The sequence below is a fragment of the Parafrankia colletiae genome, assembly GCF_001854655.1.
Classification (GTDB): domain Bacteria; phylum Actinomycetota; class Actinomycetes; order Frankiales; family Frankiaceae; genus Parafrankia; species Parafrankia colletiae.
This window is the reverse complement of record NZ_MBLM01000139.1, coordinates 16337-29310: the sequence shown is the minus strand read 5'-3', so window position 1 is coordinate 29310 and position 12974 is coordinate 16337. Positions and strand designations below refer to the sequence as shown.

The following is a 12974-nucleotide window of genomic DNA, read 5'->3' as shown; positions in this document are numbered from 1 at the left end:
AACCGGCCACGCCGGCCCGCCGGCACGCTGCGTGCACACGCGGTACGGGCCGGGTGCTGCCGCCGAACCTGGACCCGCGGATCACCCACCGGCGGCGATCACCACTGCGCCGGCTGTCCGTCACCCTCGTGGCGCTGGTCTCGCTGACGGTCCTGGCCGTCACGTCCGTCGGCTGGGCGGCCTACCGACATTTCGACAGCGCCATCGACCGCAACAACTGGGAGCCCACGGCCGGCGCCCGGCCGGCGGAGGTCCCCGGCGACCTGAACATTCTTCTGCTCGGCAACGACAGCCGGGAGGGGACGCACGGCGAGTTCGGCGACCCCGGCGGCATGCGGGCGGACACGACGATCATCGCGCACTTCGACGCGGACGGCAGCGCGACCCTGGTCTCCTTCCCGCGGGACACCCTGGTGCCGATCGTGCCGACGTCCGCCGCCATCGCCCGCGACGGACTGTCGAAGATCGCGGATGTCGTCCCGCTCGTCGGCGTGCCCGGGCTGATCTCGACCCTGGAGGGGTTCACCGGCCTCAAGATCGACCACACCGTGTCGATCAACCTGGCCGGCTTCCGCGCGATGACGGATGCGGTCGGCGGTGTCACCGTGTGCGTCCAGCCGCTACCCGACGGCAGCACCCGCAACCTGCGGGACGCCGAGTCCGGATGGCGGGGCCAGCTTGGCGAGAACCGATTGGACGGCGGGCAGGCGCTCGCGTTCGTCCGCACCCGCAAGGCTCTCGGTGAGGAACGCCTGCGCATCCTGCGCCAGCAGCAGTTCCTGTCCCGTCTCCTGGACGCCGCGACCAGCACCGGTGTGCTCACCAGCCCGTCGCGGATCGCCAGCCTGCTGGGCGCGGTCGGCGGCGCACTGGAGATCAGCCGGAGCCTCTCCCAGGCCGAGATGCTGCGCCTGGCGCGGCGGGTCGCCGAGCTCGGGCCGGGCGGCCTGCGGTTCGTGACGATCCCGACCCACGTACCGCTGCCCGGCGAGGGGGYGGTCGACGGCATGGGCTCGATCCCCCCGCACGGGATGGTGCTGCTTCACGACCCGGCCGGGCTGGAGGCCCTCCTCGGCCCGATGCGGGCCCCCGGCGCCGGAGGCTCCACCACTGCCCCACCCCCCGACCGCCTCATGCTGGCTCGACCGCTGCCCGGCGGCGCCGCGCCCACCACCGCACCGCACGGCATGACCGGCACCGCGCAACCAGCCATGGGCACAGCAGGCACGGACACCGGGGGGACGAGGGCGGCAGCCGTGCCCCCACCGGCCGCCGACACGTCCTGCACGCCCTGAGCACTGCCGATCCGGCAGACCCGAACGGAGCTCGCGATCGTGTCGCCACCGCGGACGGGGCGGGCCGGGCGCCCGAGTCGGTAGCGTTACCCCCGCGGCGGGTCACCGGCGCCCGGGACACCCGGCAACCCGGTCGCCGCCGGGTCCGCCCGCTGCCGAACAACGGATTGGAGACCGGAAACCGTTGGACGTCCGGTTCGTCCCCGCATCCTCGCGCCTGCGCCCCGCGGCACCCGCCGGCACCGCACCCGCCGGCACCGCACCCGCCGACGCCGCGCCCGCCGCCCCGTTTCCCGGCGTCGCGGCGGCACTGGCCGCCCGTCTCACCCGCGACCCGGGCCGCCCGATGATCACTTTCTACGACGACGCGACCGGCGAACGGGTGGAGTTCTCCACGACGACGCTGGACAACTGGGTCGCCAAGACGGCGAACCTGCTGGTCGACACGCTCGGGCTCGCCGCCGGGGATGTCGTCGGGGTCGACCTGCCGGCGCACTGGACCAGCTGCGTCATCCTGCTGGCGGCCTGGTCGGCCGGCCTGGATGTCGAGGTCGTCATCGGTCCGGAGGACGGCGCCGACGACCCGGCCGGAGCTCGGACGGGCCYGGGGGCCGCCCCGGGCAGTCCCGGTGTGGTCTTCGTCAGCGAGGACCGGATCGACATCGCGACCGCGCTCGGCATCGACGAGATCGTCGGCCTCTCCCTGCGCCCGCTCGGCGGCAGGATGCGCGACGCTGTGCCCGGCGTCCTCGACTATGCCGTCGAGGTCCCACCGCACGGTGACCGTTTCCTGCCCCCACCCCCGCCTCCGGGGCAGGCCGAACTGCTCCGCCTCGCCGCCATCGTCGCCCGCCGCGACGCGCTGGGCCCCGACGACCGGATCCTCACCGCGGGCGGCCCCGCCACCGTGGCCGGGCTGCTGATCGCGACGCTGGTGCCGCTGGTGAGCGGAGCGTCGGTGGTGCTGTGCCGCAACCTGCATGGCACCGACGCCGCGACGCTGGCGCGCCGGGTCGACACGGAGCGGGTCACCGCCGTCGACTGGTCCGTCCCGCGGCCGCTTGCCGAGGTGCTACCCGCCCGGGTCCGCCGGCTCGACGTCCTGGACGCGGGTGCGCCCCCCGGTTGACACCTGCATCGCTCGTGCCGCCCGGCGACATGGCCGGGCGGCGGCGCGTGGCCCACGAGCCCCGGAGCGCCCGGGTTCTCAGTGGCGCTCAGTGGCGCTCAGGGGCTCTCAGGAACAGGCACAGGCGTTCAGGAGGAGCTGGTGACCTGCTTGTGGGCCGCCAGCGACTCCTCGGTGACCTCGGTGAGCTCGCTGGTGTCGACGTCGTAGACGAAGCCGCGGACGGAGGTCGACGCCCGCAGGAACGGCGACGAGCGCAGCGTCTGCATGCAGGCCCAGACGTCCTCGGCGACGTTGGTGAACGAGCGCAGGCGCCAGGACGGTCGCACCCCGGTCTGCTCCGCCAGCGAGGCACTGAACCCCTCGTCGGTGAGCTGCTCCATGCCGCACTTCGTGTGGTGGAGCAGAATGATCTCGGTCGTGCCGAGCGCGTGCTGGCTCACGGCCAGCGAGCGCTCGATGTCCTCCGTGACGACCCCGCCGGCGTTGCGCATGATGTGCGCGTCGCCCTCCGCGAGGCCGAAAAGGGCCTCGATGTTGATGCGGGCGTCCATGCAGGCCACCACCGCCACACCGGTCGCGGGCCGGGTCGGTACCGCCTGGCCCGGGCCGGTGGCGCGCCGCAGCGCGGCGAAGTCCGCTGCCCGGGACAGTAGGGCGCCGGTCGCATCCTGGGCGGGTCCGACATTGTCGGGCGCGCTCGTCACCGCAGGTCACCTCCGTCGGGTACGTCGCTCACGCGGCGGACGGGCCGCGGGAAAGCCAGTGGCACAAGCATGCAGCGCGCGGACCGCCGCCGCCACCCACATTGCCGAGTTCGCCCAGCGTCACAGGTCAACACGAGGACGACGTCCCGTCACGGACACGAGTCGGATCACGGACAGGGGGGCGGGGTGTATCGACCGTCGGCACGCCGGGAACACTGAGGCGGTGAGCCATCACCCAGCGCGATCCCGCCGGCGCCCGGCCCGCCCGGCACGCGCCGCTTTCCACAAGCAACGGACGCCGGTACGTAAACGGACGATTCGGGACGGCGACGCGACCGGCACTCATCGGCCTCGTGCGCGGGGGTGGCGGCCGGGCGCGGATCAGTCGTCGGTAGTCTCTCCTGGTGGTCAAAATCGATGCTCGCAAAGTCGATCGGCGCCGCCTGTGGTGAGCCACCGGATGGCACGTTCACCACTTCAGGTACTCATCCATGAGGTGGGCAAGTTCGGCGTCGTCGGCGCGATCTGCTACGCGATCGACTTCGCCGTCTCGAACCTGTGTCACACCCTTCTGGGGATGGGGCCGCTCAGCGCCAAGACCGTATCGACGGTCATCGCGGCGACCTGCGCCTACGTCGGCAACCGGCAATGGTCGTTCAACCACCGGGCACGTACCGGCATTCGCCGCGAGTACACCCTCTTCGTGATCCTCAACGCGATCGGCCTGGTGATCGCGCTCGCCTGCCTGGGCTTCGCGAAGTACGTGCTCCATCTCGAAGGGGTCCTCGCGTTCAACCTCTTCGGCAACGTTCTCGGCACGGGCCTCGGCACGATCTTCCGGTTCTGGACCTATAAGAAGTACGTGTTCCTGCACCCGGACCACCCGAAGGTGGCAGTCCTGCCGGTCAAGGACCAGCGGATTCCCGAGCCGGCCGCTCAGGCCTGATCCGCCGCGGCGGATCGGTCGGCTCACCAGGTGGTCTGGTTCGAGCGGAAGGTCTGTGTCAGGCCGTCAGGTGCCGGCGGGGCCGGGCGGCATTCCGCTCGGCCCTGGTCCCAGCGGGACACAGGGGTCACCCCGAGGGACATGACGGTTCCGGTACCGATCAGTTCTCCCGGAGACCGGCTGCGCTAGGCTCTCGTGACCAGCCCATGCACAGCGTGCCGAGTTCTCCACCTGAGGTGACGCCGTCACCTGGGTCCGCGGCGCGACCGGCTCGAGGTCCAGGAGGGTGCGCCGTGGCACGGCCGACACTCGCATCGCCCAGACCAGGCGGTCGCCCCCGAGATGAGAGCCGCGACCACACGATTCGCCAGGCGGCCCTCGAACTCCTCGCCGAGCACGGCTACGACGGCGTGACAATGGATCGGGTGGCAACCCGGGCCAAGGCCGGGAAGGCCACCATCTACCGGCGATGGCCATCCAAGATCGCCCTGGTGATGGACGCGCTGACCCAGTTCACCGAACAGACCATGCAGGTTCCGGATGCCGGGTCCCTGCGCAACGAAATGGTCACCTTCCTGCTGTCGTTCGTGGAGCTGGCCGGGAGCGAACAGGGCCGGATCATGGCCGAGATGGTCTCCGAGATGCCGCGCAATCCGGAGCTGCGGTCCGCGGTACGCGAACGCATGTGGAGTCAGCGCAGGTCCTCATCCGAGTCCATCGTCAACCGCGGGATCGCGCGCGGCGAGGTCAGCCCGGAGGCGGATCCCGCCATCCTGATCGAGCTCGGCACCGCGCTGATCCTGCAGCGTCTGCTCATCACCGGGGACCCGGTCGACCGGTCCTTTGTCGAGCACATCGTCGACGACCTGATCATCCCCTACGCGGCGCGCAACTGATCCGCACCCGCACAATCCGTTCCGGCCGGCATCGCGCCGGGACGTGGCGGGACGACCACCCCTCCGCGGAGAGCGGTTACTGCCACGGCTCCGCGCGGTGACGATTCCGGAGTCGGATCCGGACAGCCATGTCCGGAATGCGACCCGCGCCCGCCCGGACCGGGGCGAACTCCTACTCTTGGGCGGGCACCTGTCATCGAACCCCCAGCGAATCCTCCGTAGGCATACCTGTCAGCTCGCGGATTCGGGGTCGACCGGGCGCTCACGCACGCCCAGCAGCTCGACGCCCGGCACCTGGACATCCCGTCACGCGGCGCCGTCACGCGGGGCTGACCAGGGTCAACCGCTCCACCGCCGGCACGGTCACTCGGATCGTGGACGCGGGCGGCACAGGAACACCAGGAGGGACGTCATGCAGCCACCGAACCCGGGTCCGCACGACCCGGACGCCGAGACTCGGCGGGTCGACAGCGGTGGTCATGGATTCGGCGACGATGYCGAGACCCAGCTCGTGAACGACGGCGGCGGCTACCAGCCGCCAGCCGGCGGTGGGTACGGCCAGCCCGGCCAGGGYGCGGGCGCCGGCCAGGGCCAGCCCGCGGGCCAGCAGGGCTACCAGCAGACCGCGCCGTACGCGCAGCCCGGCGGCTACCAGCAACCCGGCTACGACCAGGGCGGCTACCCGCAGACCGGCTACAACCAGCAGGGCGGCTACCCGCAGACCGGCGGATACCAGCAGGGCTACCCCACCGAGGGCTACCAGCAGCCCGGCTACGACCAGCCGGGATATGACCAGGGCGGCTACCCGCAGACCGGCGGCTACCAGCAGGGCGGCTACCAGCAGACCGGCGGCTACCAGCAGGGCGGCGGCTACCAGGGCGAGGGTTACCAGCAGCAGCCCGGGTACGGCGGCGGTTACCCGCCCCAGGGCTATCCCGGTGGCCCAGGTGGCCCGGGTGGGGCGAACCCGAACCGGCGTCGCAACATCATCATCGTGGCGGTGGCCGCGGCGGCCGCGCTGGCCATCGCCATCCCGGTGGCCCTGGTCGCGACCAGCGGCTCCGACGACGATCCGGACGGGCCGGTGGTCGCCACGACGCTGGCCCCGTCCGCCCCGGCGACCAGCGCCACCGCCAGCGCCACGCCGAGCGCACCCCCGACCAGCGCGACGCCGAGCCCGAGCGCGTCCCCGAGTTCCGGCGCCTTCACACCCACGCAGTCGGCGCTGCTCGCAAAGCTGGACACGACGACGATGACCGACTGTGAGGCCAACCCCGAGGGTGAGGACGAGGACATCGACGCGTCGTTGTTCTGCACCGCGGACAACGGTCAGCTCGTCGCGGCCTACCACTACCGGGACTCGGCCTCGCTCACCAATGACGTGGACGCCCGGGAAGGGCTCGTCACCGACCAGGGTGACTGCAAGAACGGTGACCCGGACATCTTCACCTGGAACTTCGACGAAGGCCACACCGAGGGAACAGCCCTTTGCTACTACTACCAGAACGACTTCTTCATCTTCTGGACGTACGACGACGAGCTGGTCTCCTTCATGGCACTGGATGACGACGCCGGCGCGCTCTACGAATGGTGGACCCGGTTCGACCCGGTGCCGCGGAGCTGACCGCGGACTCGACTTCGGATGTGACGTCCGGAGGGCGGCCGGGCAGTTGTCCGGCACGCCCGCCGGACGCCCTCCGCACACCCGCGCCCACGCCGCGGACCACCCGCCGCCGCATCAACAGCTGACGTTGCGGGGTGGTACCGGCAGATCCGGCGTGACATGTGCGCCTACCCTGTGACGCACGCCATCGTCACCCAGGCGTCTCCATTCATCCCGGTTTCCATACGTCCGGCCGGATACCCTCCCAGGAGGAATCGTGCCCAGCCAGAGTCCCGGCGACGGCGCGTCGCCCGTCCCCGAGCCGCCTGGCCCTTTCCCGCCGGTCAGCCACATCCCTGACCCGGAGGACGCCGAGGGCTCGGCGGACAGCACGCAGGTTCTGCGGCCGGACGCCTTCCCGTTGGCGCCCGCAGCGAGCGGCTTTCCCGGTCTCCACGCCGCCCCACCGCCAGGCCCGGCCGGCCCCCCCGTTCCGCCGGTGCCCCCGGGCCCACCCGGCCAGGCCGGTCGCCCAGGTCTCTACTTCCCGGCGCCGTATCCGCCCGCCCCGGCCAACCAGGGCTGGCCGCCGCCGGCTCCCGGCCCCGGCCCCGGCTTCCCGCCCGGCCATTCCGGCCCGCCTGCCGGCCCACCTGGCCACTTCGGTCCGCCGCCCGACGGTTTCGGGCCGGGCGGTCCGCCGCCCGGAGGCTTCGGCCCGCCCGGCTCGTTCGGGCCGCCGCACATGACGGGAGCGGCGAGCGGTCCGGCCTGGCCCGGGGTGTCCCCACCGCCGGGGCAGCCGTCCCGCGGCGGCCCGGAGTCGCCCGCGGAGGAGCTGACCTACCGCCTGGCGCCCCCCGGGCCGGCGTCCGCCGCCCGCGGGCCCGTGGGCCCCACCCCGCCCGGCTCGCTGCCGGGTGTCGGCGAGCGTAGAGCCGGCGAACGCGGTGTCGGCGAACGCGGAGCAAGCGGCCACGACGCCGGCAGCAGCCACGGCGGGCAGCGTGACGGGGAGGCGCCCGAGCTGCCACCGCTGACCGGCCCGCACCCGCTGCCCCCACCGCCGCAGGAGTCATTCACCGTGCGGCGGACGCCCCTCCCGCCTCCCGGGCGCATCGCTGACGGGCCGTCCTGGCCGTCTCCGCCACCGAGCTATCTCGACTCGCCCTCCGGCGGTGGTCTTCTCCCGGCCATCCCACCGAGGATCACCTCGCCGGGCGGTCCGCTGGGCGGGGAGCCCCCTGCCCGCGTCGGGCAGGCCGGTCCCGGCCACGCGCCTGGCACCTCGGGTGCGCCTGGCACCCCCGGAGGGTTCGCAGGCCCCGGCGCACCGGACGGGTCCGGGTCGTCGCCGCGCAGGCCGCAGGTGCTGACCCTGATAGCCGCCGCGGCGGCGATCGTCGTCGTGATCGCGGTGGTCGGCATCATTCTGGGTACCCGGACCGACAGCGGAGGGGACACGACGTCCGCCGCGCCCGCCCCCGCGGGCCCGACCGGCCCCGCGGACCCGGCCGGTGCCGGGCCCGCCCCGGGCGCGCCGCCATCGCAGCTCAGCCCCGAGGACACCCTGCGCGGGCTACTCAACACCGTCACGATGACCGGCTGCTCCGCGTCGGCACAGAGCGACATCATCTACGCGGACGCCACCCTGAGCTGCATCGGCGCCGGCGGCATCGAGGTACTGGCGTTCCACTTCCCCGACCGTTCCGCCCTGGAGCGCCAGGTCGGCGCCCGCGCGACCTACTACGCCGATGCCGGCAACTGTGACAGCGGCCAGGAGAGCGCCGAGGAGTGGACATCCCTGCAGGAGCCGAACGGCGGGGCGCGCCTGTGCTACAAGTACGCCGACCGGTTCGTGACCTTCTGGAGCATCAGCGACTCCCTGGTCGCCTTCGCCGCCTCTGACCCGAACCCGGCCCGTCTGATCGCCTGGTGGCACGGGTTCGACCCGATCCGCCGGTGAGACTGCGCCCGCCGCGCCTGCTGGTCATCGTGGCGCTGGCCACGGCCGCGCTGATCGGCGCGGTGCTGCTGATCGTCCTCGCGGCCACCCGGGGCACGTCCCCGGAGCGGCCGGCGGCGAGCGGGTCCCCGCCGGCCGCGGGCACCACTCCCTCGACGCCCGGGCCGGCGGTCACGGCGTCGTCCACCGCGCCCGCGGCGCTGGACGACGCCGAGCAGGAGCTGCGGGACCGGCTGTCCTCCTTCGAGCTGACCGACTGCCGGTCCGCAACCGGAGAGGCCGGCGGGACGGGCGGGGCAGGCGGCGCGACCGACGTCCGGGCACGTGGTGTAACGGCCGCACTGCGGTGCGTTCCTGGTGTAGCCGGGGCGGGGCGGCCGCCGGCCGAGGTGGTTGTCCTCGGCTACGCCGACAGCGCGGCGATGGCCGCCGATGCGGCACGGCGGTCGTCCGCCGTGGTCGACGTCGGTTCCTGCGAGAACGGCCAGACGAGCAGTGAGGCGTACCTCCTGCCGTCCCGCCGTACCGGGACGTTCGTCTGCGACGCGCGCCCCGGCGATTTCACCGCCTACTGGAYGATTGACCGCGAGCAGGCGGGGTTCATCGCCGGGTCCGACGATCCGACCGGCCTGCTCACCTGGTGGCGCGCCTTCGACCCGCTCTGACCCACGCGCCCGGGCCGGTCAGCCGGGGTGCCCTCCCCCGGAGCGCCGGCGGATGTCGGCCTCCTCGGCCAGCTCGTACAGGGTGGCGTGCACGGCTTCGACCCGCGGCATGTGGGAGAGCACCGTCCGCCCGCGCTCACCGGCGCTCTCGATGGAGAGCGTGCCGGAGCCGACCACCCGGTCGGACAGCGACTGGGCGAAGGACACGTCACTGAGCCAGACCAGCGGGATGTCCCGCCCGGAGCGGTTCACAACACCCTCACGAATCATGATCCGCTCTGTGGTGACCACGTAGTGGGTGGTGATCCAGCGTAGCCACGGGGCCACGCCGTAGTACCCGATGGCGGCCAGGCCGAGCGCCAGGACGAGGTACTGGACCGCCTCCCTCAGGAAGCCGTCAGGCACGAAGAACACGCCGAGGGTCATGAGTGCGAGCGCGGCGACGACGGAGAGTGCCGGCACCACCAGGCTGCCCCAGTGCGGATGCAGGTGGAGGGCGACTTCTTCGCCGTCGGTCAGCTCGTCGTCCGGGAACGCCACCGCCCGATCGTCGCATCCCGGACGAGCGGGCCACGACGGGCCCGGTCCGGCAGGCGGCGGACGGACCAGGCGGGCGCGCGGGAGACGGGCGGGCTGGGCGTGGGCGGGTGTCGGGCCAGCCGGTCAGCGCAGGTGGACCACATCGGCGGCACTGAACGCGCGGCCGTCGACCAGCAGCCGGCCGAACTCGTCGACGTCGGTGGCGATGCCCACGACCGACGTCCCGTCGGGAAGCTCGACCCGGACCGGCCGCCCGAGCGTCGCGCACACGCCGCGGTAGTCGTCCCGGGCCTGCCCGGGTGCGGACACCCACCGGGAGACCGCGTCGGCGAGGTCGGTGAGGACGGCGCCGAGCAGCTCCGTGCGGTCCAGCCGGGACGGGTCGACGTCCAGCAGCAGCAGGCTGGTCGAGTTCGGCGGGAGCTCCCCGGCGCGGGCGGTGACGTTCAGACCGAAGCCGATGACGGCGGCCGGCGGCGCGGTCGGGCTGGGCGCGAGCTCCACCAGGATGCCGGCGATCTTCGCCCCGTCCACCTGGACGTCGTTGGGCCACTTGAGCACCGCGGGCACCCCGGCGTGAGCGCGCAGGGTGCGTACCAGCGAGGTGCCGACGACCAGCGGCAGCCAGCCGAGCTGCCGGGCCTCGACCGCGGGGCGGACGAGCACGGACACCATCAGCCCGGCGCCGTCCGCGGACTGCCATGACCGGTCGAGGCGTCCGCGGCCTGCGGTCTGCCGCTCGGCGACGAGGACGGCCTGACCCGTCCGCGCCGTCACGGACAGTGCCGGCACGCTGCCGGGAAGCCCGCGAGCGAGCCGCCCGAGTTCGGCGTTGGTCGAGTCGATCTCGTCCACGACGGCGAGGGCCAGTCCGAGGCCGGCGGCGAGAGGGCTCAGCGCGGCGGCGTCAAGGGGGCGGCGCGACCTGCCGACGGCCGCCTCCACGCGGGCCGTGACCACGTCGGCCAGGGCCCCGGAGAGCGCTGCGTCGGAGACCCCAGCCGACCCCCTGCCAGGCCTCTCACCTGCAGAGGGAGTCTTCGGGACGGCTACGGAAGGAGGCGTTGGTCGTCCGTCGGACGCGGTCGGCTCTACAGGCACGGGACCACCCTCCCAGAGCCCTGGTGTGGCCGAGGTGAGACGGTCTCCACATCAATCGCGCACGTGGACCACCGACCGCCGTACGCTTCGCACTATGGCTCTCCCGGCTTCCGTTCCCGAACCGACGCCCGAACCGCACAGCACGGCTGGTCGCCTCGCCCGACTGCAGGCCGTGACCGAGGAAGCTGTGCACGCCGGTTCCCAGCGCGCGGTGGACGCGCGGCACGCCAAGGGCATCATGACCGCGCGCGAGCGGATCGAGGCCTTCCTCGACCCCGGCTCGTTCGTCGAGACGGACGCGTTCGCCCGGCATCGCTCGCACGACTTCGGGCTGGAGCGGAACCGCCCGTACGGCGACGGCGTGATCACCGGGTACGGGACGGTCGACGGCCGCCAGATCTGCGTCTTCAGTCAGGACTTCACCGTGATCGGCGGGAGCCTCGGTGAGGTCTTCGGTGAGAAGATCGTCAAGATCATGGACCTGGCGCTGAAGACCGGGGTTCCGGTCGTCGGCATCAACGACTCCGGCGGTGCCCGCATCCAGGAGGGCGTCGTCGCGCTCGGGCTGTACGGCGAGATCTTCTACCGCAACGTGATGGCGTCCGGCGTGGTGCCGCAGCTGTCGCTCATCATGGGCCCGTGTGCGGGCGGCGCGGTGTACTCCCCCGCGATCACCGACTTCACGCTCATGGTCGACCAGACCAGCCACATGTTCATCACCGGTCCCGACGTGATCAAAGAGGTCACCGGTGAGGACGTCGGCATGGAGGAGCTCGGCGGAGCGCACACGCACAACTCGCGCAGCGGCGTCGCGCACTTCCAGGCCGCGGACGAGAACGACTGTCTGGAGCTCGCCCGGGCCCTGCTCTCCTACCTGCCCTCGAACAACATGGACGAGGTGCCGGCGTACGCCGAGGTGGCCGACGTCGAGGCCGAGGTGGACCCCGAGCTCGACACCTTCATCCCGGACTCCGCGAACACCCCGTACGACATGCACCAGGTGATCGAGCGGGTGCTGGACGAGGAGGACTTCCTCGAGGTCCACGCCCAGTTCGCCCAGAACATGATCGTCGGATTCGGTCGCATCGACGGGCGTTCGGTCGGTGTCGTCGCCAACCAGCCGATGCAGTTCGCCGGCACCCTGGACATCGACGCCAGCGAGAAGGCCGCGCGCTTCGTGCGGACCTGTGACGCCTTCAACATTCCGGTGCTGACCTTCGTCGACGTCCCCGGTTTCCTTCCGGGGACGTCACAGGAATGGAACGGGATCATCCGGCGCGGTGCGAAGCTCATCTACGCGTACGCCGAGGCGACCGTTCCGAAGGTGACTGTCATCACCCGGAAGGCCTACGGCGGCGCCTACGACGTCATGGGCTCCAAGCACCTGCGCGCCGACATCAACCTGGCGTGGCCGACCGCCGAGATCGCCGTCATGGGTGCCCGCGGCGCCGTCAACATCATCTATCGCCGTGAGCTGGCCGGCTCGGACGCGCCCGACGAGCGCCGCGCGGAGCTGATCCAGGACTACACCGACCACTTCGCGACCCCCTACATCGCGGCGGAGCGCGGCTACCTGGACGCCGTGATCCAGCCGTCGGTCACCAGGCGCGAGGTGATCCGCGCGTTGCGTCTGCTGCGGACCAAGCGCGAGACGCTGCCCCCGAAGAAGCACGGCAACATCCCGCTGTAGCGGGCGTGCGGCCGGCCACCAGGCGGGTGCCGCGGCGTCAGGCGATCAGGGACGACGGACGGATGACGGACGGAGGAGGGCGGCCGGTGGCCGACAGACCCGAAGGGCCCCCGGCCCGGCCACACCTGCGGCTGGTCCGGGGTGACGCGACGCCGGAGGAGATCGCCGCGCTCGTGGCCGTCCTCACCGCGCGGGCGGCGGCGGCACCGCCGGTGCCCCGGACCCGGTCGACGTGGGCCGATCCGGCGCACTCGGTGCGTGGCAGGCTGCCCTCCGGCCCGGGTGCATGGGCCCGCTCGGCCCGCACCGGCGGCATACGCTCCCCGGCAGGCGGATGACGCCGGCAGGCGGATGACGCCAGCAGGCGGAAGACGGCAGGTAACGACGGGCCCGGCTGCCGGTGGCTGGCCAGTCGTTGTTTCACCTTCTCCGGCAA

At 72.5% G+C, this 12974-nt stretch carries 12 protein-coding genes; 9 read left to right on the top strand and 3 right to left on the bottom strand.

All coding sequences use genetic code 11. From position 1 onward, the window contains the following. Positions 1–53: 53 nt before the first annotated feature. Positions 54–1295 (top strand): LCP family protein, encoded by a 1242-nt coding sequence (locus tag CC117_RS24055; protein WP_071087970.1) that lies wholly within the window; start codon positions 54–56, stop codon positions 1293–1295. A 184-nt stretch (positions 1296–1479) separates the two neighbouring features. Continuing rightward, on the top strand, positions 1480–2424 hold the full coding sequence (locus tag CC117_RS24050; RefSeq protein WP_071087911.1) for a TIGR03089 family protein: 945 nt from the start codon (positions 1480–1482) through the stop codon (positions 2422–2424). A 128-nt stretch (positions 2425–2552) separates the two neighbouring features. Here the strand turns inward: CC117_RS24050 and CC117_RS24045 are convergent, their stop codons facing one another. Beyond that, positions 2553–3131, bottom strand: a complete 579-nt coding sequence (locus CC117_RS24045) for a beta-class carbonic anhydrase (protein ID WP_071087909.1) — start codon at positions 3129–3131, stop codon at positions 2553–2555. Between the two features lie 460 nt (positions 3132–3591). On the opposite strand from CC117_RS24045, the gene CC117_RS24040 reads away from it, so the two are divergent. The 5 genes from CC117_RS24040 (at position 3592) to CC117_RS24020 (ending at position 9207) form a co-directional block, all read left to right on the top strand. Further along, positions 3592–4077: a GtrA family protein gene (locus tag CC117_RS24040; protein ID WP_071087907.1), complete on the top strand. Its 486-nt coding sequence runs from the start codon at positions 3592–3594 to the stop codon at positions 4075–4077. A 293-nt stretch (positions 4078–4370) separates the two neighbouring features. Next, positions 4371–4973, top strand: a complete 603-nt coding sequence (locus tag CC117_RS24035) for a TetR/AcrR family transcriptional regulator (protein WP_071087905.1) — start codon at positions 4371–4373, stop codon at positions 4971–4973. A gap of 412 nt (positions 4974–5385) precedes the next feature. Then, positions 5386–6597 carry a hypothetical protein gene (locus CC117_RS24030; protein WP_071087903.1) on the top strand — a complete coding sequence of 404 codons (1212 nt, stop codon included), beginning with the start codon at positions 5386–5388 and terminating at the stop codon, positions 6595–6597. 256 nt (positions 6598–6853) lie between these two features. Continuing rightward, positions 6854–8542, top strand: a complete 1689-nt coding sequence (locus tag CC117_RS24025) for a hypothetical protein (protein ID WP_071087901.1) — start codon at positions 6854–6856, stop codon at positions 8540–8542. Then, a complete protein-coding gene (locus CC117_RS24020; protein WP_071087899.1) occupies positions 8539–9207 on the top strand; it encodes a hypothetical protein in 669 nt (222 codons plus the stop codon). The genes CC117_RS24025 and CC117_RS24020 overlap by 4 nt, the downstream gene beginning before the upstream one ends. Before the next feature lie 18 nt (positions 9208–9225). Here the strand turns inward: CC117_RS24020 and CC117_RS24015 are convergent, their stop codons facing one another. After that, entirely contained in the window at positions 9226–9747 is a 522-nt protein-coding gene (locus CC117_RS24015) for a PH domain-containing protein (protein WP_071087897.1), read from the bottom strand. A 123-nt stretch (positions 9748–9870) separates the two neighbouring features. Next, positions 9871–10707 carry a biotin--[acetyl-CoA-carboxylase] ligase gene (locus tag CC117_RS24010; RefSeq protein ID WP_241830369.1) on the bottom strand — a complete coding sequence of 279 codons (837 nt, stop codon included), beginning with the start codon at positions 10705–10707 and terminating at the stop codon, positions 9871–9873. Positions 10708–10942: 235 nt separating this feature from the next. Between CC117_RS24010 and CC117_RS24005 the strand changes: the two genes are divergently transcribed. Continuing rightward, a complete protein-coding gene (locus tag CC117_RS24005) occupies positions 10943–12538 on the top strand; it encodes an acyl-CoA carboxylase subunit beta (protein ID WP_071087895.1) in 1596 nt (531 codons plus the stop codon). Positions 12539–12624: 86 nt separating this feature from the next. Next, positions 12625–12876, top strand: a complete 252-nt coding sequence (locus CC117_RS24000; protein WP_071087894.1) for an acyl-CoA carboxylase subunit epsilon — start codon at positions 12625–12627, stop codon at positions 12874–12876. The last annotated feature ends 98 nt before the right edge of the window (positions 12877–12974 follow it).